This is a genomic window from Rhodococcus sp. SG20037 (assembly GCF_031763325.1).
Taxonomy (GTDB): domain Bacteria; phylum Actinomycetota; class Actinomycetes; order Mycobacteriales; family Mycobacteriaceae; genus Rhodococcus_F; species Rhodococcus_F qingshengii.
The window spans coordinates 5,355,312-5,380,875 of the sequence record NZ_CP134497.1 but is presented as its reverse complement, the minus strand read 5'-3'; the positions used below and the strand labels follow the sequence as shown (position 1 = coordinate 5,380,875).

At 62.2% G+C, this 25,564-nt stretch carries 21 protein-coding genes; 8 read left to right on the top strand and 13 right to left on the bottom strand.

The genetic code is table 11. The annotated features are described in order from the left end of the window. Positions 1–7 precede the first annotated feature (7 nt). The 8 genes from RHP72_RS24715 to RHP72_RS24680 all read right to left on the bottom strand — a co-directional run bounded on the left by RHP72_RS24715 (position 8) and on the right by RHP72_RS24680 (position 9,711). Positions 8–1,444, bottom strand: coding sequence for a cytosine permease (locus RHP72_RS24715; protein WP_311093949.1), 1,437 nt, complete (start codon positions 1,442–1,444; stop codon positions 8–10). A 203-nt stretch (positions 1,445–1,647) separates the two neighbouring features. Further along, positions 1,648–3,012, bottom strand: a complete 1,365-nt coding sequence (locus RHP72_RS24710; RefSeq protein WP_311093948.1) for an FAD-linked oxidase C-terminal domain-containing protein — start codon at positions 3,010–3,012, stop codon at positions 1,648–1,650. Between the two features lie 16 nt (positions 3,013–3,028). After that, on the bottom strand, positions 3,029–4,102 hold the full coding sequence (locus RHP72_RS24705; protein ID WP_311093947.1) for a histidinol-phosphate transaminase: 1,074 nt from the start codon (positions 4,100–4,102) through the stop codon (positions 3,029–3,031). Then, on the bottom strand, positions 4,099–5,667 hold the full coding sequence (hutH, locus tag RHP72_RS24700) for a histidine ammonia-lyase (protein WP_007732730.1): 1,569 nt from the start codon (positions 5,665–5,667) through the stop codon (positions 4,099–4,101). Before hutH ends, RHP72_RS24705 begins: the two co-directional genes overlap by 4 nt. 109 nt (positions 5,668–5,776) lie before the next feature. Then, positions 5,777–6,568, bottom strand: a complete 792-nt coding sequence (locus RHP72_RS24695) for an IclR family transcriptional regulator (protein WP_311093946.1) — start codon at positions 6,566–6,568, stop codon at positions 5,777–5,779. Between the two features lie 119 nt (positions 6,569–6,687). Continuing rightward, positions 6,688–7,350, bottom strand: coding sequence for an IclR family transcriptional regulator (locus tag RHP72_RS24690; RefSeq protein ID WP_030536970.1), 663 nt, complete (start codon positions 7,348–7,350; stop codon positions 6,688–6,690). Between the two features lie 37 nt (positions 7,351–7,387). Next, a complete protein-coding gene (locus tag RHP72_RS24685; protein WP_285182107.1) occupies positions 7,388–8,530 on the bottom strand; it encodes a CaiB/BaiF CoA-transferase family protein in 1,143 nt (380 codons plus the stop codon). A gap of 11 nt (positions 8,531–8,541) precedes the next feature. Beyond that, the gene (locus RHP72_RS24680) at positions 8,542–9,711 is read right to left on the bottom strand and encodes an acyl-CoA dehydrogenase family protein (protein ID WP_007732726.1); all 1,170 of its coding nucleotides are present in this window, start codon (positions 9,709–9,711) and stop codon (positions 8,542–8,544) included. Between the two features lie 234 nt (positions 9,712–9,945). Here RHP72_RS24680 and RHP72_RS24675 point away from each other — a divergent pair, with 234 nt between their 5' ends. The 6 genes from RHP72_RS24675 (at position 9,946) to RHP72_RS24650 (ending at position 19,808) form a co-directional block, all read left to right on the top strand. Further along, a complete protein-coding gene (locus RHP72_RS24675) occupies positions 9,946–14,592 on the top strand; it encodes an NAD-glutamate dehydrogenase domain-containing protein (protein ID WP_311093945.1) in 4,647 nt (1,548 codons plus the stop codon). Positions 14,593–14,701: 109 nt separating this feature from the next. Then, a complete protein-coding gene (gene hutC / locus RHP72_RS24670; protein WP_024487384.1) occupies positions 14,702–15,457 on the top strand; it encodes a histidine utilization repressor in 756 nt (251 codons plus the stop codon). Positions 15,458–15,674: 217 nt separating this feature from the next. Then, the gene (locus tag RHP72_RS24665; RefSeq protein ID WP_003940270.1) at positions 15,675–17,069 is read left to right on the top strand and encodes a serine hydrolase; all 1,395 of its coding nucleotides are present in this window, start codon (positions 15,675–15,677) and stop codon (positions 17,067–17,069) included. Between the two features lie 97 nt (positions 17,070–17,166). Then, entirely contained in the window at positions 17,167–18,246 is a 1,080-nt protein-coding gene (locus RHP72_RS24660) for a dipeptidase (protein ID WP_311093944.1), read from the top strand. Positions 18,247–18,278: 32 nt separating this feature from the next. After that, entirely contained in the window at positions 18,279–19,214 is a 936-nt protein-coding gene (locus RHP72_RS24655; protein WP_311093943.1) for an alpha/beta hydrolase, read from the top strand. 87 nt (positions 19,215–19,301) lie between these two features. Next, positions 19,302–19,808, top strand: coding sequence for a ClbS/DfsB family four-helix bundle protein (locus tag RHP72_RS24650; RefSeq protein WP_050656853.1), 507 nt, complete (start codon positions 19,302–19,304; stop codon positions 19,806–19,808). On the opposite strand, the gene RHP72_RS24645 is transcribed toward RHP72_RS24650, so the two are convergent. After that, positions 19,799–20,377, bottom strand: a complete 579-nt coding sequence (locus tag RHP72_RS24645; RefSeq protein WP_030536976.1) for a GNAT family N-acetyltransferase — start codon at positions 20,375–20,377, stop codon at positions 19,799–19,801. The genes RHP72_RS24650 and RHP72_RS24645 overlap by 10 nt on opposite strands. Before the next feature lie 214 nt (positions 20,378–20,591). On the opposite strand from RHP72_RS24645, the gene RHP72_RS24640 reads away from it, so the two are divergent. Beyond that, complete coding sequence (locus tag RHP72_RS24640; protein ID WP_149357914.1) at positions 20,592–21,386, top strand: SDR family NAD(P)-dependent oxidoreductase; 795 nt, start codon at positions 20,592–20,594, stop codon at positions 21,384–21,386. A 1-nt stretch (position 21,387) separates the two neighbouring features. Here the strand turns inward: RHP72_RS24640 and RHP72_RS24635 are convergent, their stop codons facing one another. The 4 genes from RHP72_RS24635 to RHP72_RS24620 are packed head-to-tail and all read right to left on the bottom strand — an operon-like array spanning position 21,388 to position 24,154. Next, positions 21,388–21,846 carry a nuclear transport factor 2 family protein gene (locus tag RHP72_RS24635; RefSeq protein WP_161121085.1) on the bottom strand — a complete coding sequence of 153 codons (459 nt, stop codon included), beginning with the start codon at positions 21,844–21,846 and terminating at the stop codon, positions 21,388–21,390. 51 nt (positions 21,847–21,897) lie between these two features. Beyond that, positions 21,898–22,686: an SDR family oxidoreductase gene (locus RHP72_RS24630; RefSeq protein ID WP_020909164.1), complete on the bottom strand. Its 789-nt coding sequence runs from the start codon at positions 22,684–22,686 to the stop codon at positions 21,898–21,900. 30 nt (positions 22,687–22,716) lie between these two features. Beyond that, positions 22,717–23,013 carry a hypothetical protein gene (locus tag RHP72_RS24625; protein WP_003940353.1) on the bottom strand — a complete coding sequence of 99 codons (297 nt, stop codon included), beginning with the start codon at positions 23,011–23,013 and terminating at the stop codon, positions 22,717–22,719. After that, positions 22,991–24,154 carry a Rieske 2Fe-2S domain-containing protein gene (locus tag RHP72_RS24620; RefSeq protein WP_003940257.1) on the bottom strand — a complete coding sequence of 388 codons (1,164 nt, stop codon included), beginning with the start codon at positions 24,152–24,154 and terminating at the stop codon, positions 22,991–22,993. Before RHP72_RS24620 ends, RHP72_RS24625 begins: the two co-directional genes overlap by 23 nt. A gap of 237 nt (positions 24,155–24,391) precedes the next feature. Here RHP72_RS24620 and hsaA point away from each other — a divergent pair, with 237 nt between their 5' ends. Beyond that, the gene (hsaA, locus tag RHP72_RS24615) at positions 24,392–25,558 is read left to right on the top strand and encodes a 3-hydroxy-9,10-secoandrosta-1,3,5(10)-triene-9,17-dione monooxygenase oxygenase subunit (RefSeq protein ID WP_003940567.1); all 1,167 of its coding nucleotides are present in this window, start codon (positions 24,392–24,394) and stop codon (positions 25,556–25,558) included. Positions 25,559–25,564: the final 6 nt, after the last annotated feature.

Below are 25,564 nucleotides of genomic sequence, written 5' to 3'. Positions count from 1 at the left end.
TGGGGGATCAGACGCGAGAGTCGGTCATCGCGGTGTGATCGGGGTAGATCATCGACGAAGGGGGATTGCTCGTGCGCTTGGCGAGTGGGTAATAGATCAGCCCGGTGAACACGATGCCGACCAGCCACGAGATGTCGGCGCCGCCGAGCATGTCCGTGACGGGGCCGGTGTACATCTTCTGGGCGAGGAACGGGATCTGGGCGAGAACGCCGGCGGCGTAGCAAGCCAATGCGGTGAAGTTCCATGCTCCGTATCGACCGTTGACGTCGTACAGCGCCGGAATGTCGATGCGTTCCTTGGAGATCAGGTAGTAGTCGATCAGATTGATCGCACTCCACGGCGTGAACACCATCAGCAACACCAGGACGAAGTTCTTGAAGTTGTCCAGGAAGTCGGCGCTGGCGGCGATGGCGATCAAGACCGAGACCGCAGTGAAACCGAGGATGTAGAGGGTGCGCGCGGTGCTCGAGATTCGCGACTGTCCGTTGAAGGCGGTGACGGTGGTCAGGATCGACATGAATCCGCCGTAGGCGTTGAGCACGTTCACCGTCAGCTTGCCGACCAGGATGACGAAGTAGATCAGGAAGGCGATGGCAGCGGGTCCGGCCAGATCTCCCATGAAGCCGACCTGGTTACTCAGGAACGCGTCGCCGGCGCAGGCCGCGACGAGAGCGCCGAAGGTCATGGACCACTGCGATCCGATGACACTACCGAGGAACGTCGACCAGAACGTGGTGCTCTCGGAAGTGCTGCGCGGCAGGTAACGCGAGTAGTCGGCGACGTACGGGCCGAAGGTGAGCTGCCAACCGGCACCCAGCGAGATCGCGAGCAGGAAGGTGACTATGTCGAAGCCCTTGATGCCGACGTACGAGGCGACGTCGTACTCGAGGAACAGTCGAACGGCCAGGTAGGAGAAACCGACGATGCCCACGACGGTGGCGATCCTGCCGACGATGTGGATCAGCTTGTAGCCGGTGACCGCGACGAATGCGGTGAGGAGACCGAAGACGACGATGCCGACGGTGGGGCTGTCGATGTGCAGGATCTTGTTGACGGCCTGTCCGGCCAACACGGTGCCGGTGGCAGCGAAGCCGAGGTACATCAGGATGACGAGAACAAGCGGTACGACTGCTCCCTTGACGCCGAACTGGGCGCGACTCGAGATCATCTGGGGGAGACCCATACGCGGGCCCTGTGCGGAGTGAAGCGCCATGACAGCGCCACCGAAGATGTTGCCGATCAGAAGTCCGACGATCGCCCAGATGGCGTCCGCGCCGAATACGACGGCGAGAGCGCCGTCGACGATTGCAGTGATCTGCATGTTGGCGCCGAACCAGAGAGTGAACTGGCTGCGCGGGGTGCCGTGTCGTTCTGCATCCGGGACGACGTCGATAGTGCGTCGTTCCGGAGTGAGGATGACCTCGGCCGGTCCATCGTGAGTCATAGGCCTGTCTTTCTGCTGCGAGCCCGTCGAGCGACGGAATCGACGTCGGGGTATTGCCCACCTTCTTCGTGCTTGGTGCTTTGCGCCTTGTGCTTTGTGCGCTGGGTCACTGTCACTGCGGATAAATGTATATGCCTGTATATACAGGCGTCAATACCCGGGACCCGTTTTCGCGTAAATGCTGTGTAACACCACGCGAGAAATCAGAAACCCTTACCCGGGTTGAGGATTCCGAGCGGGTCGAAGGCAGCCTTGATCGATCGGTGCAGTTGCATGCTGTCCTCGCCGAGCTCGAGAGAGAGCCAGCGACGCTTCAGAACGCCGACGCCGTGCTCTCCGGTCAGAGTTCCTCCGAGTTCGAGAGCACGCCGGAAGACCTCGTCCGCGGCGGTCCACACGGCTTCGGGGACCGAGCCGTCGGCAGTGCGGTCGAAGACGAAGGTCGGATGGACGTTGCCGTCACCAGCATGCGCGACGGTCATGATCTTGACCATGTGCTCGGCGGCGGCTCGGTCGATACTCTCGAGCATGTCGGGCAGTTTCGACCGCGGGACCCCGACGTCTTCCACGAGACATTGCCCGAGTCGTTCGGAAGCCGGATAGGCGAGTCGGCGAATCTCGAGTAGCTGTGCGGCTTCTGCCGCGTCCTGCGAGACGGCGACAAAATCTGCGCCCGCCCTCTCGAAGTGTTTCTGCATCGCCGCGGCTGCTGCGTCGGCATCGACCCCGTCGGCCTGTGCGATCAGCATCGCGGCGGTGTTGTCTTCCAACCCGATTCGTTTCCAGTCGTCGACTGCGCGCAGCGTTGCTCGATCGATCAGCTCCAGCAGGCTCGGTCCGATCCCGTCGCGAACGACCGCGGCAACTGCGTCCGCTGCGGAGCGGAGAGAATCGAAACTGCCGACGACGGTGACCGGTGCTGTCTTGGGCTTGGGCTGCAACTTCAGCGTGGCACTCGTGACGACTCCGAGTGTTCCCTCCGAACCGACGAGAAGACTGGTCAAGTCGTATCCCGCAACACCTTTGACGGTCCTTCGGCCTGTCCGCACGATCCGACCGTCGGCGAGCACAACCTCGAGACCCAGGACTGAATCGCGGGTGACGCCGTACTTCACGCAACGCAGTCCACCGGCGTTGGTGGCGATGTTTCCGCCGATCGTGGAGATCTCGAAACTGCTCGGATCAGGGGCGTACATCAGCCCGTACTCGTCTGCTGCTCGACTGATGTCGGCGTTGATCACCCCGGCTTCCACGACAGCGAGCTGATCGTCCGGATTGACCTCGAGAATCGAGCGCATGCGAGTGGTCGAGATGACCAGGCAGCCCTCGACGGCTGCCCCGCCGCCCGCCAAACCGGTTCCCGCACCGCGGGTTACCACCGGGACACGGTGAGCAGTAGCCCATTTCAGCGCCTCGGAAATGTCGGCCGCAGTTTCGGCGAGCATGACGGCCGCCGGATGGCCGGGTTCGGCGAGATGGGCCTCGTCACGGCGGTACGAGTCCATTACCGCAGGGTCGGTGATCAGGCGACTCGAACCGATCGACCGAGCAAGTTCGTGGACGGACATTCTTTTCTCCAGTCGGTCAATGGTTGTGTGCGAGTGCATCCACAGCGGCGATCACGGCGTCTTCTGCTGCCCGCTCACCTACGGTCACCCGCACTCCCTCGCCGGGGAACATCCGGACCGAGACACCCTGCGCGACGCAGGCCGCTTCGAGCGCAGAAGCTCTCTTGCCGAGAGGGATCCACACGAAGTTGGCACCGCTCGGGACCGTCTCGACGCCGCGCAGAGCCAATTGCTCACGTAGGTGAGAACGACCCGCGGTCACCGTTTCGACTATCGAATCGGTGTGTGCCGGATCGGTCAGGGCCGCGCAGGCCGCGGCCTCGGCAACGGCGCTGAGCCCGAAGGGCGGTGCAGCGCTGCGAAGATCCGCTGCGATCGCCGAGTTGGTGACGGCATAGCCGGCACGAAGTCCGGCCAATCCGTAAGCCTTGGAGAAGGTTCGGAAGACGACGATGTTGGGAAAGGTTCGAAGCAGGTCGACGCCGTCGACGTCGCTGGTCGCGAACTCCCGGTAGGCCTCGTCCAGGAGGATGAGGACGTCGCTCGGGATTGCACGGGCGAACGCGACGAACTCGGCGGTCGAGAACTCGCTACCGGTCGGATTGTTGGGGTTGCAGACGAGTACCGCGCGGGTTTGCGGGGTCACCGCCGCCGCCATTGCACTCAGATCGTGCCGATGTTCGGAATCGAGTGCGACGGGGACACCGCTCGCCCCGGCGATTCCGATCAGTATCGGGTACGCCTCGTAGCTGCGCCACGGGTAGACGACCTCGGTGCCCGGACCCGTGTACGCAGTCAATACCTGCTGGAGCAGTGCCAACGAACCGGCGCCGACCAATACCTGGTCGTCGCCGACGCCCAGGCGGCCGCTCAACCGAGCGATCAGCGTGTCGCCGAACAGCGACGGATACAAGTGCGAGTGTGAGGCCGCGAGATTGACGGCCTCGAGAATGGCCGCCGAGGGTGCAACCGTCGACTCGTTGCTCGACGCCCGCCACCGAACCTGCTCGAGGCCGGCGGCTTTGGAGTATCGAGGGAGTGCTTCGATTTCGGGTCGGGGGCGAGGCCTCAGCGCACCGGGCGCGGTCATGCCAGGGCGCCGATCGCGTTCTCCGCGGCCGCAACAAGTGCACCCGATGCCGCCAAGTCCACCGCGGCCTCGATCTCGGGGGACAGGAAGCGATCGGTACCCGGCCCCTGCACCTTCTCGCGCAGGGTCCGAAGGACGGCTCCGGTGGCGGGGGAGGGCTCGAGTGGGGAGCGCAAATCGATTCCTCGTGCTGCAGTCAGTATCTCGATCGCGAGAACTCGGGTGAGACCGTCGATGGACCGGCGGAGCTTGCGTGCACCCGACCATCCCATGGAGACGTGATCTTCCTGCATGGCCGAGGAGGGAATCGAATCGACACTGGCCGGGCTCGCGAGTCGCTTGAGTTCGGACACGATGGCAGCTTGTGTGTACTGCGCGATCATCAGTCCGCTGTCGACACCGGGGTCGTCGGCGAGGAAGGGGGTCAGACCGTGATTGCGTGCTACGTCGAGGAAGCGGTCGGTTCGGCGTTCGCTGATACCCGCGACATCCGCGGTCACGATGGCGAGAAAGTCCAAGACGTAGGCCACGGGAGCTCCGTGGAAGTTACCGTTCGACCGAACCCTTCCGTCGAGAGTGACGACGGGATTGTCGACAGCACTGGCCAATTCGCGCCCGGCAACCAGTCGGGCGTGATCGACGGTGTCGCGTGCGCCGCCGGCAACCTGCGGTGCGCACCGCAGTGAGTACGCGTCCTGAACTCTGGTGCAGTCAGGGCCCGCATGGCTGGCGACGATCGGGGAGTCGGCAAGCAAGCGCACCATGTTCGAGGCGGCCGCGCCCTGTCCGGGGTGGGGGCGAAGCGCCTGAAGATCGGCGGCGAACACTTGATCGGTGCCGAGCAAGCCCTCGACGCTCATAGCGGCAGCGATGTCGGCCAACTTGAGCAGATGATCGAGATCGGTGATCGCAAGGGCCAGTTGACCGAGCATCCCGTCGGTACCGTTGATCAGTGCGAGGCCTTCCTTCTCGGCCAGAACCACCGGTTCGAGACCATGGGCAGCCAATGCCGTTGCCGCATCGGTGAGTTCACCGTCGGCGGTGCGGACGGAACCTTCACCGATGATTGCCATCGCCACATGCGCCAGTGGTGCCAGATCTCCCGAGCATCCGAGGCTGCCGTATTCGTGCACCACCGGGGTGATGCCTGCGGTGAGTAGGTCGGCGTACGCCTGTGCGACAACAGGGCGCACTCCGGTCCGCCCGGTGGCGAGCGTCGACAGACGCAGAAGCATCAAGGCCCGGATCACTTCGCGTTCGACTTCCGGTCCCGAACCTGCCGCATGTGAGCGGATCAGGCTGCGCTGCAACTGTGTCCGCAGATGCGCCGGAATGTGCCGGGTGGCAAGTGCGCCGAATCCGGTGGAAACTCCGTAGACCGGTGTGGGGTCTGCGGCCAGGGCTTCGATGCGTGCACGACTTTCGGCGATCGCGGCCAGTGATTCCGCGGTCAATGCAACGCCGTATCCGTTGCGCGCGACGTCGACGACGTCGGCGATGGTGACAGCGCCGATTCCGACCTCGATGGTTCGGGTGGCTGTCTGGGTGGCAGGGGTGGCGTTCATGGGACTCCAATGATGATGCGTGGCTATCTAACAAAGTCTTGTATACGAGACTCTAGTCTTGAATATGAGACGAAAACAAGGCCCGCAAAGTACGGAACGGAGAAATTGGCTACATGTCTGCGGTCGGGGTCTCCACCATTCGATCTCCGAGATCGGCGGAGAACTCGGCGCTGACGGCGCGCACTCGGTCGGCGATCAGGGCACTCTCCTCGGCCGATTTGGAGCCGGAGAGGAAGGTGACGCCGAGAGCTGCGACCGGACGACCGTCCCGTGTGATCACGGGGCTGGCGATGCAGTTGATCCCGGATGTCGTCGCATTCTCTTCGACCGCATATCCGCTCTCACGTGCTGCGGCGAGCAGTTCTCGCAGTTCGGCGAGCGCCGACGGACCCGTCCCGGTCCGCGTCGGCCAGGTGTACCCCTCGTAGAGCGCGCTGATCTGTTCCACGTCCAGACGGCTCAGAATCGCCCGCCCGACTGCGGTGAGATGCGCCGGAAGGCGGGTCCCGATCTCGGTCACCAACCGAACGCCGGGCTTCAGAGGTTCACGTTTGTCGAGGTAGATGACGTCAGAACCCTGAAGTACCGCCAGATGGGAGGTCTCGTCGGTCGACTGAGTGAGTGCCAGCATGAATCGTTGGCCCTCACGGTGAAGTGGGCCGGACCGCATGTACGACGCACCGACTTCGAACGCCGAGACACCCAGGGTCCAGGCGCGTTGATCAGCCCAGTACGAGACGAACCGTCGATCCCGCATGACATTGAGGAGGTGATGCGTCGTACTCTTCGGCAGCTCGAGGGCGCTGGAGATTTCTGCCGTCGCCAGCGGCACACCCCGGCGGGCCAGGAGATCGAGCACGTCGAGCACGCGCTCAGCAGATTTCACGCGGCTCGTCGTCATATGGGGTGTGTCCTTACGGGTAGGGCTGAGGTGGGAGCGGGGAACCACATTGTCTCGGATACGAGACTGAATCGCCAAGTGCTCGGATACGAGACTGAATCGCCAAGTGCTCGGGGTGGTCAGGGAGTCTGGTTGCCGAGTTCCGCGGACAACCGGGCGCAGTGCTCCACCAAGACGCGGCCGTGGCTGGCGCAGACCTCGTCCGTCAGACGGAAGGTCGGGCCCACGACGCTGAGCGCTCCGGCTATCTGACCGACCGCGTTGTAGATCGGCGCGGCAACTCCGGTCGAGTGATCCTCGATGGTGTCGTGCGCAATGGCGTACCCGCTCTCGCCTACCTTGCCGCTCAACGCTGCGCCGACGGCGGTGCCGTCCAGGGGAACGCTCTGGCCCACCCACCCCATGTGGCGGATCGCGTGCGTGCCCTCGATCTGATCGAGATACAGCGCAGTGTCTTTCGGTCCCTTCGTCGACAGGTAGGTCGACTCTCTCGTGGTTTCGGCGATGGCCTTCATCGCGGGCCGCGCTCTCGGCAACAGTTGATTGTCACCGAGTGCGCGAGCCCCGATCTGTAGTAGCCGCGGGCCGACGCGATAGACGTTGTCCTCGCCGCGGACGACGAACTCGGTTTGTTCGAGGCTTCTGATCAGGCGAAGCGCGGTACTGGTTGCCAGATCGGTTGCCTTGGCGGCGTCGCCGAGCGTCAACCCGCCGTGCTCGACGATCGCACCGAGAAGTTCGAACGTGCGATTCGCGCTGCGGGTCACGTCGCCGGGGGCCATGTCCTACTCCAAGTGCCGAGGGATGTCTGCGCTGAATCTATCGCGAGCCCGGCAGTACCTCACCGTGGTGCTCGTCCAGCAGGGGACTGCGGCGGACATCGGGGCGTCGGCTATCACCGAACACGACGGGTTGTCGTACGTAGGAGATTTTTCCTGCTACCGGGTGCTCGAACGATTCGACGACTCCGCGATACTCGGCCTGCGCGGAGGTGAGTGCCTGCTGGACGTCCCAGATTTCCGAGCCGGCGAGGCCCGCGTCGCCGAGAATGCCGACCACGTCGGCGACGGTCTTTCCGGCAGCCCAGTTTTCGATCTCCTTGCGCAGTGCCGGTTCGTTCTCGGTCCGGGCGGTGTCGTCGGCAAATCGAGGATCTGCGATCAGGTCGACGCGATTCATCGTCTGCGCCAGCTTCTCGAAACCCGACTGGCTCGCAACCGCGAGGACGAAGAGTCCGTCGTCGGCCTTGTAGGTGTCGAACGGTGTTGACACCGGATGACGGTTGCCGACGCGTGGGGGAGTGAGCCCGGTGGATTGCAGTTGGCTGTGTGCTGTCGGCAGCATGGCGAGCATGCTGTCGAACATCGCGACGTCAAGGTGCTGCCCGAGTCCGCTCGCCCGTGCACTCAGCAGGGCGGTACTGATTCCCCAGGCGGCGAACAGCCCGGCGACCAGGTCTCCGAACGACTCACCCAACCGTGTCGGCCCGGATTCCTCCGAACCGGTGATGCTCATGATGCCCGAAAGAGCCTGGACTACAAGGTCGTAGGCGGCGGCTCCGGACATGGGCCCGTCCTGTCCGAAACCGGAGATGGACGCGTACACGATCCGCGGATTGCGAGCCCGCGCAGCCTCGTAGTCGATTCCCAGGCGCTTGGTGACTCCAGGGCGAAAGTTTTCGACGACGACGTCGGCGGTCTCGATGAGCGTTAATAGCGCCTCACGGTCCCCGTCGTTCTTGAGGTTGAGTGCCACCGAACGCTTGCCACGATTGAGCACGTTGAAGTAGATGCTCTCGCCGTCGCGGAACGGGCCGAGGTGCCGAGAGTCTTCACCGTGTTCGGATTCGATCTTGACGACGTCCGCACCGGCGTCGGAAAGCAGTGCGGTGCAGTAGGGTCCGGCAAGGACGCGCGAGAGGTCGATGACCCGGATGCCGTCGAGTGGGGGAAGTGCAGTCATGTCCGCGCCTTTCAGAACTCGGTGGAACGCGGCGACGGAGCATTGCCGGCAATGGTGAGCAACTGGATCTGCGAGGTGCCCTCGAAGATGCGGAGAATGCGGCAATCGCGGTACAGGCGTTCGATTTCCGATTCGCGCATGAAACCTGCGCCACCGTGGATCTGTACGGTTTGATCGACGATCGAGAAGCAGGCTTCGGTGGCGACGTACTTCGAAATCGATGCGGCGCGGCGGATGTCCTGACCGGCGTCCTTGACGTCGGCGGCCCAGTCTGCGGTGACGCGTGATGCGACAAGTTGCGCGTCGCAGCCACCGAGGAGTAGCTGGATTGCCTGGAAGTCGAAGATCGGCGTGCCGAACTGCTTTCGCTCCGTTGCGTACTCGCGTCCCAGTTCCCAAGCGCGCAGAGCGATGCCGTTTGCCATTGCCGCTACGTCGATGCGTGCTCGGTTCAGGGCGGTCAAGGCAATGTTGCCGCCGCGACCTTCGGTGCCGATCACGGAGTCGAGCGGCAGAACGACGTCGTCGAGGTAGACGGTGTACGTCGGGGCCGAACGAATTCCCATCTTGTCCTGCGGCTCCGAGTAGCTGATTCCCGGAGTTCCCTTGGGGACGACGAAGGCGGTGATGCCTCGGAATCCTGCGCTCGGGTCCGTCTTGGCGAAGAGCACGACCAGGTCGGCTTCCTTGGCATTGGAGATGTACGTCTTCGATCCGGAGAGATGCCAGCCGTCGTCCTCGCGTCGGGCGACGGTACGCATCGAGGCGATGTCGGAGCCGGCATCGGGTTCTGTGAGTGCAAAGCCGGCCAGTAGTTCGCCCGACGCGAGCTGGGGCAACCAGCGATGCTTCTGCTCTTCGGAGCCGCCGACGAGAATCGGCTCGAGGCCCAGGTAGTGGGCGGTGTAGATCGATGCCAGCGCGGCGTCGGTGCGTGCAACTTCTTCGATGGCGACCAGTTGGGTTCGTGTCGACAGACCCAGGCCGCCGAATTCCTCGGGCACGGAAATGCCCATGAGGTCCTGCTGCCCGAGGCGCTTGACCAGCTGCGCCGGGAACTCCTTGGACTCGTCGCGTGCGGCTGCTCCTGGGTGGATCTCGGCGTTGGCGAAGGCTCGGACAGTGCTGCGGAACTCTGCGAGATCGACGCTGTCGGTGTCGGGCGCGGTCTGGGTAGTCACGGGGGCTCCTTCGAGGCGGAATAGTTACGAATTTCATCTAATGAAATCTAATTGCCACTAGTTGGCATGGACTGACTATGGCCGAGGGTGGCGAATTTGTCCAGGGGTGAATTTGTTGTGTCGCGGCTCACGTTCTGCAATGATCAACTTGTCTAAGCCTGTATAGACAAGTTGATTGCGGATCGAACCCACTACAAGTCGGAAGCAGCGTGGCTTTCGACGGAAGGTGCTGACATGAGCCTCGTTTCAGTCGACACGACACCGGACTCCGAGAATGTGAGGAGGGTGTCCAGTACGTATTTCGAGGGCTTGTCGGCGGATCGATACGCTGCGCTCGCCGAAGACCGCAAGCTGGCGATTGTCGCCGCGCACATGGACCTTTCGCGTCGACGAGGACACAACTCGTCGATCTCGCGACTCGCGCCGGCCGGGGAGTTAGGGGATGGCCCCGCGATTCAATACGTCGGCGACGACATGCCGCAGCTCGTCGAAGCGGTCTTGGCGACACTTGCCCGTGCCCGCGTGGAACCTGAATTCGTGGTGCACCCCGTGCTTCGCACAGCCGTACAACCGGCGCACAGCACCGAAGACGCCCGGGCCGGGGAGCGCACCGAATCATGGATCCACATAGGACTACCCGCACACTGTTCGGACGCGCAGGCGCAGGTGATCGCGGACGACGTCGCCGGAATCCTCGACCGTATCGCGCGTGCCTTCCGCGATTCCGTGCCCCTGCGGGACCTCGTCGACGAGGCGCGCGAGCAACTGGACTCGAACGGCTACGCCGAAGAAGCTGACTTTCTCCGGTGGTGCAGCGCCGGAAACTTCAGTGTCATCGGTGGTGCGCGAACTGTCGACAGTGACGAGCCGTACGCCATCGGCGTGCTCCCCGATCCAACCGGCTCTTCGGATTCGAAAGCGGCGCCCCTCGCGATTGCAGTGGTGTACCTCCGGCAAGGGTTCGGTGGATCCGAATACGCCACCGAGATCGACGTGTCCGTCGGCGACCGTGCGTACCGATTCGTCGGGTTCTTCACCGCGACCGGTATCGTCGCCGACGTCAGGCTAACCCCGCTCGTGCGAGGACGCGTCGCAGACATCTTCGAGGCCTCAGGATCCACCGTCGATTCGTTTGTCGGACAATCGATGCTGGCAGTGATTCAGTCGATTCCGGTCACAGTGCTCCTGGCGGCCGAGCCGGCCCGAATCGCGGACGCGCTGGACGAACTCACTTCCGTGGACGGCCGCACATCGATCCATCTGTTCTTGCAACCGGTGGGAAGTTCCCCGGCGACAGGGCGAGATCAAGAGTTGTCGGCTTTGCTCTTCGTTCCGCGCGAGAAATTCAGTACGACGATCAGAACAACGGCCGAGTCGGTACTCGCCGACGCACTCGGTGCCCACAATATCGAGTTCTCCAGTCGAGTCTCGGAATCCCCCTTGGCCGTCGTACATTTCACGGCCACAGTCGGCGGCGGCGCGAACTTCGCGTCGGCGCGACAAGCACGGGAGATTCGGGACCTCGTCGTCGACGCGTGCCTGACGTGGGACGAACGATTCGTTCTGGATGCTTCGCACTACGACGAGCGGCGCAGGCGTGCTCGGTTCGCCGAGCGAGTTCCGGCGGCATACAAGCAGGATTTCGACGCTGTCCGAGCCGCCGAGGACATGGCGGTGTTCGAGGGCCTCGCGCCCGGAGAAGTAAGTCCACGGTTGGCCCGATCTGTCGACGGACCGGGTACTCACCGTCTCGGGCTGTACGTCTCGGGTGATCCGCTCTCGCTGGGCGAGGTGCTGCCCGTATTGCAGAGCCTGGGCGTCGAAGTGGTCGACGAACGTCCGTACGAGATCGCACCGGTGGGAACCGAACAGTCCAGGATCTACGAGTTCACGCTCGACTATCCGAGTGCTCCGGTCGAAGGCTTCGACAACTTTGCCGCGCGATTCGCGGCGACGTTTGCCGCGGTTCGAAACGGTGACGCCGAGCCGGACTCGTTCAACGAATTGGTCGCGATCGCGGGACTCGGCTGGAAACAGGTAGTGGTGCTGCGGGCATACGCGGAGTTCTTGCAGCAAGCGGGATTTCCTTACAGCACCGGTCGCGTCGCCGAGGTACTTGCCGATCATCCCGAGATCGCCGGCAGATTGTGCGAATTGTTCGAGAGCCGTTTCGATCCTGGCGTCGTCGACGGAGATCGAGGTGCACGTGCAGCAGCGGACGTGGAAACGGCCGTGGCGCAGGTGCAAGGACTCGACGCCGATCGGATCCTGCGCGCATTGTCCGAACTGGTCCGTAACACGTTGCGTACCAACTATTTCGTGTATCCCACTCAATCGCTCGGCGCGCTCTCGTTGAAGTTCGATTCGGAGAAGCTGTCCGTATTGCCTTTCCCTCGACCGAAGTTCGAGATATTCGTGTACTCACCCGATGTAGCAGGTGTGCACCTTCGTTTCGGTACGGTGGCTCGCGGCGGCTTGCGCTGGTCGGATCGGAAAGAGGACTTTCGCACCGAGGTACTGGGATTGGTGAAGGCGCAGGCAGTCAAGAACGCAGTCATCGTGCCTGTCGGAGCGAAGGGCGGATTTGTCGTCAAACGCCCACCGGTTCCAGGGCTGGGCGCAGACGCAGACCGAGAAGCCGCGTTGGCGGCCGGGATCGATTGCTACCGATCCTTCATTCGCGGACTACTCGATCTGACCGACAACGTCGACAAGCAGAGCGGGGCCGTTGTCGCGGCGCGGCGGGTCGTTCGCCACGACGGAGACGACACGTATCTTGTTGTCGCCGCGGACAAGGGAACTGCGAAGTTCTCCGACATCGCGAACGAGGTTGCCGCGGAGTACGGATTCTGGCTCGGCGACGCCTTCGCGTCCGGCGGGTCGGTCGGCTACGACCACAAAGCCATGGGTATCACGGCGAAGGGCGCCTGGGAAAGTGTCAAGCGGCACTTCCGTGAGCTCGGCGTCGATACCCAGCACGATGACTTCACCGCGGTGGGGATCGGAGACATGAGTGGCGACGTCTTCGGCAACGGTATGTTGTGCAGCAAGCACATTCGCCTGATCGCGGCGTTCGATCATCGGCACGTGTTCGTCGATCCGGACCCGTCGCCTGAGCGCTCGTACGACGAGCGATCACGTCTCTTTGCGCTCCCCCGATCCTCGTGGGCCGACTACGACCCGACCTTGATCAGTGCCGGCGGCGGAGTGTGGGAACGCTCGGCGAAGCGCGTTCCGATCAGTGACGAGATACGAGAGGCACTGGGCCTCGAGGACGACGTCACCGACCTGACTCCACCGCAACTGGTTCGGGCGATTTTGCGGTCCCCGGCAGATCTGTTGTGGAACGGCGGCATCGGAACGTACGTCAAGGCCTCCGGTGAGTCCGACCTCGAAGTCGGCGACAAGAGCAACGACGCCGTTCGGGTGAACGGCAACGAAGTGCGTGCCCGAGTGATCGGTGAAGGAGGCAATCTCGGCCTCACCCAGGCCGGACGGATCGAATACGCACGCGGCGGTGGACGGATCAACACAGACGCCCTCGACAATTCGGCCGGAGTCGATTGTTCCGACCACGAGGTGAACATCAAAATCCTTCTCGACTCCCTGATCAGCTCAGGCGTCGTCACGGACTCACGTCGTGACGCACTACTCGAATCGCTGACCGACCAGGTCGCAGAACTCGTTCTCGCAGACAACCGTTCGCAGAACGAACTGATGGGTGCCACGCGGGCGGATGCGGGGGCGATGATCGGTGTGCACGGCAGAGTGATTTCCAACCTCGAATCGCGCGGGATCGTCGACCGTGTCATCGAAGGGTTTCCGACCAAGAAGCAGTTCGCCGCGGCCGAGAAGTCGGGAACGGGGCTGACGTCGCCGGAACTCGCCACACTGATGGCCCACGTCAAGCTCGATCTGAAATCCACGCTGTTGGCGGGAAGCTCGATCGACAACCAGATCTACCGCCAGGTGCTGGCGAACTATTTTCCGGAGGGCGTTCGAGTTGCAGGGGGTGACGCCCTCGACCGGCACCCACTTCGTCGCGAGATCGTCGCGACAGTACTGACGAACAACGTCATCGATCGAGGCGGCATCACCTATGTGTATCGGCTCGGTGAAGAAGTCGGCGCTGATCCGGAAGACGCAGTACGTGCCTTCACTGTGGTCTCCGAGGTGTTCGGACTGTGGAAGTTGTGGCACGACATCAGCGAAGCCTCGCTCTCGACCGCAGTGTCCGACGAGTTGATCCTGCTCACCAGGCGACTGCTCGACCGGGCGTCACGGTGGATGCTGACACGTCGTCCGCAACCGCTGGCCGTCGGGGCCGAGATCAGCAGATTCGGTGATCGCATCGCGGAGGCGTCGGCAGAGCTCGATGACTGGCTGGTAGGCGCAGATCAGCGGAACCTGGCTGCGCGAACGGTCCTCATCACGGACAAGGGCGCGCCGGAGAACCTGGTCAGGCGAGTGGAGATATTGCTCGATCAGTTCGGACTGCTCGACGTGGTGGAGATCGCGGACCTTGCCGATCGGACGATCTCGGAGACCGGCGAACTCTATTTCCGGCTCGGTGAGCATGTTGGGCTCGTCCCGATGCTCAATCGAGTGTCGGCATTGAGCAAGGACGGAAAATGGAACGCGTTGGCGAGGTTGTCGTTGCGGGACGAGTTGTACTCGACGGTGCGGGCCCTGACCCTCGACGTCTTGGCCGACGCGGAAGCGGGTGACACGACAGCGGAAAAACTCTCGAGGTGGGAAGAAAGGAATGCGTCGAGAATCGAGAGGTCCACTCTCGCGCTCGCAGAGATCGAGGCGTCCGGGCAACACGATCTTGCTGCGCTTTCGGTTGCGACGAGCCAATTGCGGCGCATGGTGGGTTAGGTCCGGCGCGGACGCTCGCGGATGGATCGGAAAGGTGCACGAGGCGGATAGACTTCGGAGGCCGAACGGGAGAACCGACTCGGTGGTTTTCGACGAACGGGTGGTGGCGATGGCGATTGCCGAAGTGGACGCAGAACTCGCCGTGCTGTTCAACGAGGCAGGCGGCGAGTCCGCCCCTGCCTACGAACGGGTCAAGAACCTCGTGGTCTCGCAGATCAACTCGGGTCGGTGGACCGAAGGCGATCAGCTGCCTTCGGAGAATCAACTGGTCAGTGCGCTGGGGTTGTCACGAATGACGATCAATCGAGCGCTTCGCGAACTCACCAGCGACGGTCTGATCGTGCGGATGATGGGGGTCGGTACTTTTGTCGCCGCCACGAAGACCGCGTCCCCGCTGTTCGAAGTCAAGAACATCGCCGACGAGATTCAGCGCCGCGGCCACCGTCATCGAACCGAGGTCGTCTTCGTTCGTGAGGAAGAAACCGACCACGGGCAGACGTTCCTTCGTGAATCGGTGGGCAAACGGGTGTTCCATTCGCTGATGGTGCACTTCGAGGACGAAACTCCGATTCAGGTGGAAGACCGATTCGTGAATCCGAACGAGGCGCCAGACTATCTGCGCCAGGACTTCACCGCGATCACCCCCAACAACTACTTGAGTGACGTTGCGCCTCTGGTTCGCGGCGAGCATGTCGTGGAAGCGGTGTTGGGTAGCCCGGACGAATGCGAGCTGTTACGCATCGATCGCGGGGAACCGTGCCTGCTGATTCGCCGCCGCACGTGGTCGGCTAACGGATTGGTCAGCGCGGCGCGCTTGATCCATCCGGGTTCACGCAATCGCTTGGAAGGAACCTTCGAGCGTTGATCGTTTCGAATGGCGAATCCTGAACACTCGCTCGTCGGATTGCACCATTTTCGGGGCCGACTTCGGTGCAATCGACCAGGACGTGACTGCGAGCACACTGAGATCATGGGTGGACGGTTATTGCTTCCGCAACCTCACTTCCCGACGAGTGAGACCTGAGCGGATCCCAGCAACGCCGTCTACGCCGCTCGCTTCCATGATCGAAGGAGTTCGACCTGTGACCGACTTGCCCAAGGACCTACTTGTCGCCCCGAAGTGGCAGGAACGCCTCGACGAACTGGCAGCCAAGCATTCGGTACCGGGCGCGCAGGTCGGTGTGATCGCGCTGGGCGAAGACGGCGCAGCGGACATCCGTGTCATCACCACCGGAGTGACGAGCCTGAACACGCGCGTTGACGTCGACGCAGACACCCTGTTCCAGTACGGATCCGCGAGCAAGATCTGGACGACGACGCTGATCATGCAGCTCGTCGACGAGGGCAAGCTGACGCTGGACACCCTGGTGGTGGAGGTGCTTCCGGAGTTCACGATCGCGGATCCTTCCAACACGAAGGAAATCACGATCCGCCAGTTGCTCACGCACACAAGCGGTATCGACGGAGACCTGTTCAACGACACCGGTGACGGTGACGACTGCGTCGAGAAGTACGTCGACGAACTCGCGACCGCGATCAGCGTCACCGAGCCCGGCGGGCATCTGAGTTACAGCAACGCGGGTTTTGCCGTTGCCGGCCGCATCGTCGAGGTCCTCCGTGAGATGACGTGGGACGAGGCGTTGGTCGAATATCTCTGGAAGCCACTCGGATTGACGCACATCATCACCAAGGCCAAGGACGCGCCGCTGTTCCGCACGGCCGTCGGCCACGTGGCCAACCCGGATCGGACGTCGCCGGACAAGGTGATTCCGACCAAGCAGTGGCTGCTTCCGCGCGGTATCGGTCCGGCCGGGATCATCACCGGATCGGTCAGCTCGCTCCTGACCTTCGGTGCTGCACACATGCGTGACGGACTCGCATTGACGGGTGAACGCATTCTGTCCGAAGAATCCGCGCGCCTGATGCGCACTCCGCAATTCGACCTGACCGCGGTCTCGAGCGTCGATCAGGCCTGGGGCCTCGGCTGGATCCTGTCCGACTGGGGCGGCGTGACGTCCGCGCAGCACGGTGGTGCGACGATCGGCCAGATCACTCGTTTTCACACCTTCCCCGAGCTCGGTCTCGCCATGGCCGTGGTGACCAACTCGCGTGGCGGCGGCGCCCTGGCCCACGACATCGAGAAGGAGATCGCCCAGGAGCTCGATCTCGTTCTGCCGGAACCGAAGTCCGAGCCGAATGCGGAAGACATCGACCTGTCGCACATTCTCGGAACCTATGAATCGACAACCGTGCGAATCGAACTCACGCGCGGCGAGGACGGCGGATTCCAGGTGCAGAACTTCGCCAAGGTCGAGATCGACGGCGAGCCGCCGGCTCCGCCCACCAAGGTCGTACCTCTGTCCGCCTCCAGGTTCTTGATCAGTAACGAGAGCGCTTCGGGTGAGATGGCTCATCTCACGATCGATGGCGAGCAATATCTCTACATGACAAGGCTTTTCAAGAAGATTTCCGACTAGTCGCGGCGAGATGATTCTCTCCGCTGAATGAAATCTCGGGCAGGTCGAAGGCGATGAGGGCCCTCGACCTGCCCGCACTACTTTTCGAGGAAAACTCATGATGAAACCTCTCGCTCCTTTTCCGGACGTGAATCACCCCGCGGCACTGGATGCTTACGGCCTTGCGCCGGTCATCGACGGTCACAACGATCTGGCCTGGACGGCTCGCGAAACTGCCGCATACTCGGTGGAGAATCTCGAGAAGGATTCCATCTTCCAAACCGACATCGACAAACTCGGTCGCGGCGGCGTCGGTGCGCAGTTCTGGTCGGTTTACACCCCGTGTGACAGGACGGAGCCAGAGGCGGTTCAGTACACACTCGAACAGATCGACTACGTGTACCGGATGATCGAGCGATATCCGGATACTTTCGAATTCGCGCGTACAGGTGACGACGTGCGTCGCATCTGGAGTGAGGGCAAGGTCGCGTCCTTGTTGGGCGCGGAGGGCGGTCACAGCATCGGCAGCTCGCTCGGTGTCCTGAGAATGATGGCGCGCCTTGGTCTTCGGTACATGACGCTGACGCACAACGACAACACCGGGTGGGCGGACTCCGCGACGGACACTCGAGTATACGGCGGGCTGACCGACTTCGGTCGCGAGATCGTGCGCGAAATGAATCGGCTCGGCGTACTCGTCGACCTGTCGCACGTCTCGGTGGAAACGATGAGAGATGCCATCGAGACGTCGTCGGCGCCGGTGATTTTCAGCCATTCGTCGTGCTCTCAGCTATGCGGTCACCCCCGTAATGTTCCCGACGACGTCATGCGACTGCTCGCGGACAACGGCGGGGTCATCATGATCGCCTTTGTACCCATGTTCCTTTCTGCCGAGTACAACGAGTGGTTCAAAGGCGGGCGAGTCGGCCCACGACCGGCGATGACAGTGGACCATCTCGCCGACCACGTCGAGCATGCCCGAGACGTCGCGGGCATCGACCACATCGGTTTGGGCAGTGACTACGATGGGTTCGACGACTTTCCGGACGGTATGCAGGACGTATCCGGTTTCGCGGTGTTGATAGACCGTCTGGCGGAACGCGGTTGGTCCGCGGAGGACTTGGCAAAGCTGATGGGCAACAACGTGTTGCGTGTGCTCGACGAGACCAGTGCGGCCTCGATGTCGAGCCTTTCCTAGCCGTATCGACGCCCGAGAAGATGAGGATGAGAATGAAGAAGATACGTACCGTTGCACTGAAGCTGGTTGCTTCGGTGTCCGTAGTTCTGGTTGTGCTGGTATCGATAGCGCTCGTATTCAATGTCGGCTCCAGCAGTGCGAGCGTTCCGGCCGGGGAGACGGGCAACCAGTTCGTGTCCGTCGACGGAAAGAACATGAGCTACTCGATCCGCGGCAACGGCGATCAGACCATAGTGCTGTTACCCGGGTTCGGAACGTCCGCACCGATTCTCGACTTCACACCGCTTGTCAACGAGCTCGCACCCGACTACCGCGTCGTCACGATCGAGCCCTTCGGTTACGGCTACAGTGACGGAACGGACAAGGACCGCACGACTGCGAACATCGTCGAAGAGATTCATACGGCAGTACAGTCGCTGGGAATTGACGAATACATCCTCATGGGGCACTCGATCACTGGTCTCTATGCGCTGGACTACACCGCGAAGTACCGTGACGAGGTCACCGCATTCGTGGGTATCGACAGCAGTGTTCCAGGGCAGCCGAACATGGATACCAAATTCCCGATCGACGCACTCCGAGTTGGAAGGCAATTGGGCTTGGCGGAATTGCTGTCCAAGGTCGTCGGTGGTGAAGCCTCGGACGAGTACCTCGATCCCGCCGCGAAGGACGAGATGCGACAGTTGACTGCGAAGAACAACTTCAGCGATACCTATCTCAACGAGATGGATCATCTTTCCAGTAACTTCGCTGAAGCAATCGGCAAGACGTTCCCAGCCGATCTTCCGATTCTGTTGTTCGCCGTGAACAATTCAGAAGTTCAGGGCTGGGCAGAGCTGCACGAGGGGCAGGCAGCCTCCGTCGACCACGGAGAGGTGATCTTGCTGGACGGAGACCACTACCTGCACCACACCAGGTCGAAGGAAATCGCCGAGAACCTCGGAAGGTTCTTGGGTGAGCTGAACTGAATCCGGGAGGACGTTAAAGTTGGAGGCGGGGCCATCGAGTCGAGATGGTCCCGCTTCTTTCTTCTCCACTGATCGTTCGGAGGCATTGTGGCGCAGACCTGGTCACGCGAAGAACTGGTGAGCGAGCTGGACTCGGCGTATTCGAAACTCGAAGCGTTACTCGACGGCGTCGCCGAGGCCGATGCGTTCGACGCCGTTGCCGTCGACGCGTGGACGGTGCACGACGTACTCGCTGTGCGTGTCTGGTGGGCAGAGGCCGTCGCAGAGTGGATAGGTGCCGGGCTGCGAGACGAGGCTCCGCAGACGCCGGCGGCGGGTTACAAGTGGACGCAAACACCCGCACTGAACCAGTCGGTTGTCGACGCGAGCATCGACATTCCGGCTCAGGAGCTTCGTGACCGCTTGGGAGCTGCTGTTGCGATATTGCGCAACTACATCGAGACCCTTGACGACGATCAACTGCTGTCGGTCGGGGTTTTCTCGTGGACCCGGACGTGGCCGGTCTCGAGGTGGATCGCCGTCAACACGATCACCCAATACGCGTCGTTGTCGAAAATGATTCGGCGAGTGCTGAAGTCGAACAATCAGCCCTGAAGTCGATGCATCCGCCATACGTCCGGTCCGTCGGGGAGCGAGGTCTGGCCGACGATCGTGAAACCGAACCGTTGGTACAGCGGTAGATTTCGTTCGGTCGACGTATCGAGCCAGCAATTCTGTTCGGTTCGATCCAGTTCCGCCAAAGCATGTTTCAGTAGCGCAGAACCCAATCCGGTTCCGCGTGAGCGCGGCGTCGTACCGATCGTTGCCAACGACCACGCGTTGTCGGGGACGGGAAGCGCAGACAGTTGTTCGTCAGCCTGAAGAACGCGCTCGAACCGATCTCCGTGCAGTTCGACGATCTTCTCGACGGTCGCTTCATCAGGCTCTGGAGCGTCCGGCGGCAGGACTGCGATGACGCCGTTGCCGGAATCGTCTATGTAGGAACGCCCGAACGGTAGTGCCAGGTGTTCGAGGTAGATCCGTTGCAGAGTCGCGACGCGTTCCACGTGGGAGTCTTCGGCGACGCACCAGTTCGTCCAGGGGTAGTCGGCAAACGCCTCGCCGAGAACCTCGGCGGCACGGTCGAGGTCGTCGATGGACAGCGGTCGAACAGAATTCTGCATAGTGCCACTTCAGCACAGTGAGGTCTTCCGTCGCCACTCGATTTCGGCGGTGTAGCAGGTGCGCGGGCCGTGGTCACGTACTTGTGAGTTCATTCAAGAAAGTTGGACGAGGCTGTCGATCCTGCGTTGACTGGTAGTGATCGGGCAATCGCCGAGCTGTCAACTCCGGGCACGTGGGATCCGGGTACGGCGATTCTCCGCGAAAGGAACAGATATGAACAGGCTCGAAAGCAAGAGTGTAGTGATCACAGGCGCCGCCAGTGGAATCGGGCGTGCAGCAGCACAACTCATGGCGGCAGAGGGCGCCAAGGTGTTGGTCGCCGACCTCGATCCTGCGCGTGCAGAGGAAGCGGCGGTGGCGATTCGCGAGACCGGTGGCAATGCACTGGGTTTCGGCGTCGATGTCATGAGCGAGGACTCTCTGGCAGCGATGATCGAAAAGGCGGTCGCCGAATTCGGCGGCATCAACGTCCTGTGTAATCACGTGGGCGGTAGTAACCCGCGCAAGGATCTCGACCTGCTCCGGATGGACTTGGACGAGTGGGATCGCGTGATGTCGCTCAACGTCCGCAGCACTGTCGTCGCTTCACGACTTGCCATTCCGCACATGAACAGTGCCGGTGGAGGATCGATCGTCAACACGGCCTCGGTAGGTGGATTGATCGGGGATTCCCTGCAGTCTGCCTACGGATCCGCCAAAGCGGCAGTCATTCGTCTGACGCAGTACATCGCAGTCCAGTACGGAGCAAACGGTGTTCGGTGCAATGCCGTAGCGCCGGGCGCGATCATGACACCCGCTCTCGTGGACAACATCCCCGCTGATGTCATCGACGGTATGAAGCAGGCAAACGCCCTGCCTTACCTCGGCGAACCCGAAGACATCGCGCATGCCATGGTCTACCTGGCTTCGGACGAATCTCGCTACATGACGGGGCAGACCCTGGTGGTCGACGGCGGACTCACCAGCAAGAGTCCGCTCGCGACCGGCCGTTCGTCGATGTTGAGCTGAATCAGCTCCGCCAACCGCTGGGGCCGGCGCCCAGAACCTCGATGGATCCCTGACTGGCGTGTGAATGCTTGGTGCGGTGCGTCATTCGCCACTTTCCGTCGATCCGCGCCCATGAGTCGTGGTAGTCGCCGAGGGTGAAGAAGTTCAGGTGAGCCTTGCTCCCGGTGCCCACATGCATGTCGCTGACATAGGAGCAGCTGGTGGCGAGATCGCCGACCACCTCGACCAGCACGTTACCGATCAGATGTTGGGTGGGACCGCACTCGTCGAGGAACGAGCGGATGGACGCCACTACCTCGGCGGGTCCGCGCAGAGTTCCGGTGCCCAATTCTGCCGTAGCGTCCGGCGTCATGATCCGGTGGAGTTCATCCCACGCTCGCGCATCCATAGCTCGGGCGAACTCGAAGATGGAGCGGGTGATCTCGCGTTCGTCGAGAAGAGTGGTGATGTCGATGCTCATGCTGTGCGCCTTTCTTAACGTCGGGGGGTTAATAAAGGCGCACAGCAGATGTCAGCGGTTGAGCAGCTTGCGCATCGCTTCGGCAGCACCCTTGACCATCTTGTCTCGGGGGAAGCCACTGCGCTTCTTGGCGCCTTCGTAGTTTCCTGCAGCCACCCAGATCGGGCCGTCGGCAAGGTGTTCGAGACCTTCACGTGCAACATCTTCGGGCTCTGCGACGTTCATGCCCGGGATGTCGAAGTTCAGTCCCGCGCGAATCATAGCGGGTGTGCGAGTGACACCGAGAATGAACTCGACGACGTGAACGCCGTACGGCTGGAGTTCGAGCCACAGGCTTTCGGCGAAGATGCGCCCGAATGCCTTGGACGCCGCGTAGATGCTCTGGTGCTCGGAGCCCATGAATCCGGCCAGCGAACCGAGCAGCATGATGCCGCCGCGTCCGCGATCCTTCATCAATCCGCCGAAGTGGTGCGAGAGTTCGAGCTGCTTGTTGATGTTCAGCTCGATGACTCCGGCAAATCCCGTCAGATCTCCGGTGACGAACTCGTGGCCGTAGCTGTTGGCGCCGGCGTTGAAAATGAGGAGACCAACCTCGACGTCGTCGGTGACAGCCTTGATCTGATCGAGCGCGTCCGGAACGAGCAGATCCAATGCGAGAGTGCGTACTTCGACGCCGTTGGCGCGTGCCTTGGCCGCGGTCTCCTCGAGCGGGCCCGGCTTGCGGGCGATGAGAACGAGGTTGATGCCGATCTTGCTGAGCTCGTCGGCGAACCCTGCGCCGACACCTTCTGAACCGCCGGCGATGACTGCCCACGGGCCGTAGTACTGAGGATCGATCATTACTACCTTCTTCGAAAGATGTTGGCTTGACTAGTGAAACGGAGTCGGTACGGGTTCGCTGTCGTCGACGATCGGCTGAGGCACCGGCTCGTCGTTGAGGATCTCGAGTTCGCCCGCTGTTGCAGCGTTCACGATGGACGCGATCAAGGCGCCGCACTGCTTGCGAGGGGCACCGGGTCGTCCCTCTCGCTGCCCGAATTCACGGTCGTCGGCGATTTCGAGGCACTGGGCGCGGGCCTGGTCACTCCACTGAACGGTGGTGTGTTCCCAACTGTTCTTCTGGACCAGGACCTGAGCCTTGCACTCAGCGCACTGAAGAGGCTGCATCTTCGTCTGCCTTCTTTGCAGCGAGGTTGTCTTCGACTTCCTTCTGCCAGGCTGCGACGGGTCGCGCGGTGTCGAGTTCGAATTCGAAGCGCTCGGTCATCTCGGGAGCGATGTCCGCGACATCGACGTAGAACTGTTCGTACCAGCGACGGAGCTGGTAGACCGGGCCGTCTTCTTCGCACAGGAGCGGGTTCTCGATGCGAGTCTTGTTCTTCCAGATCTCGACGTCCTGCTCGAAGCCCTTGGCGATGAACGTACCGAAGTTCGCGGCCATCGCGTCGGCGGCTTCACCCTGGAAGCGATCGGACTTCTTGACGATGATGCCGTACTGGAGCACGAACTTGTCAGCGCTGACCGGGTAGTGGCAGTTGATGAGTACAGAGTCGACGTTGTAGTCCTCGTACTCGTAGGTCAGGTCGTCGACCATGAAGGAGGGGCCGAAGTATGTCGCAACCGAGTTGCTGCCGACCATCTTCGGGGTGCCTGCTGCGTGGGGACGCATATCGGAGCGAGCGACGCCGCGCATGTACTGCGTTGCGGCGTGGCCTTCGAAGACGTTCTTGAAGTACGTCGGGAAGGAGTAGTGCACGTAGAAGAAGTGCGCCATGTCGACGATGTTGTCGACGATTTCACGACAGTTGGTGTCGACGGTCGTGGTGTACCAGACCCAGTCGCTCCACTCGTCGCTGAGCGCGCCTTCGATGCGGGGGATAGCCACGTCGTCGGTCGGCGGGTTGCCCTCGGGGTCGTGCCAGACGAAGAGCATGCCGTCCTGGTCGAGGGTTTGCCAGGCGCGCGTCTTGGCCAGCGGGGGGACGCGGCGTGCGTACGGAATCTTCTGGCACTTGCCGTTGCCGCCCCAGCGCCAATCGTGGAACGGACAGGCAATGGCGTCGCCCTTGATGGTGCCCTGGCTCAAGTCGCCACCCATGTGACGGCAGTACGCGTCGAGGATCTTGACGTTGCCTTCACTGTCGGCGAAGACGACCAGTTTGGTGCCGAACGCCTCGATGGAGTGCGGCTGGCCGTCCTTGAAGGACTCCGTGAGTCCAATGCAGTGCCATCCACGCGCAAAGCGTGTAGGCGCGGTTCCAGCTTGGATCTCGCGAACCTCGTCGTTGTCGGACTGAGTGATCGTCACGATGAGTCCCGTCCTTTCCAGGGGCAGTGTCGACGCCCGACGCTAGGGGAGCGTGAATTGCCTCTGGGGTCTCGTCTCACTGGCCGGGACCAGCGGCGAGCGCGAGGATCCGGCGGCTGATCCCGGCCTCCGGGACTTCCGATCACCGGAACGCGTGACCGACATATCGTGACGGGGCAGCCGTTATGTCTATCTGCCGATCCGCTCCCTCACGGTTCGGTGCGAGGAGTGTCTCCCATGGTCAACAAGGTTCTGAGTTCAGTCCGTGATCTGCTTCCGAAGATCGCGGCCCGCGCTCAGAAGGTCGACGATTCGCGCAAGATCTCCGAACGGACCATCCGGGAGCTGTCCGAAGCCGGCGTCTTCTCCATGCTGGCGCCGAAAAGATACGGAGGTGCCGAGAGCGACCCGGTTCAGTTCTACGAAGTGGTCAGGGCCATCTCGGCTGCCTGCGGCTCGACCGGTTGGGTCGCGTCGGTGGTGGGGGTGCACCCGTGGCATCTTGCACTTTTCGACGACCGAGCGCAGGCCGACGTGTGGGGAGAGGATCAGACGACGCTCATTTCGTCCGCCTATGCGCCGGTCGGTCGACTGACGGCGGTGGACGGAGGCTACGAGCTATCGGGCCAGTGGGGTTTCTCCTCCGGTTGCGACCACGCGAGTTGGGCGTTGCTGGGAGCGATGGTGGTCGGCATGGATGGTCGTCCCGTCGATTTCATGACGGTGTTGGTGCCGCGCACCGATTACGAAATCCGTGACGTGTGGGATGTCGTGGGTATGCGGGGCACCGCGAGCAACGAGATCGTGGTCGAGAAGGCCTTCGTTCCCGAGCACCGATTGAAGCGCAACTACGAGACCGCACAACTGCGTGGGCCTGGCCAAGCGGTCAATCCTGGCCCGCTGTACAAACTTCCGTTCGGGAGCATCTTCACCTCGACGGTTGCCGCTCCGTGTGTGGGCATCGTCGCCGGTTGTTACGAGGGGTACCTGGACGTGATGCGTGAGCGCGTCCGTCTGAGTTTGGGTGGTGGACGGTTCAGCGAGGATCAGTTCGCTCAGGTCGCCGTCGCACGTGCGTCGTCGGAGATCGATGCTGCGATTCTGCAGATGGATCGCAATATCCGGGAGATGTACGAACTTGCTGTGGCCGGTCAGGAGCTCCCACTCTCGATGAGGCTGCGTGCGCGTCGTGATCAGGTTCGTGCGACGGAACGCTCGGTGGAAGCGATCGACATGCTTTTCAAGACGGCAGGAGGGAACTCCCTCTCTCGCGGAAACCCGATCGAGCGTGCGTGGCGTGACGTTCATGCGGGCAGCGTTCACGTTGCCAACGAACCCGAGCGCGCGTTGGCGCTCTACGGCCGGGCGGCGTTCGGACTGCCGGTGGAGGACAACCTGATCTGACGGGTT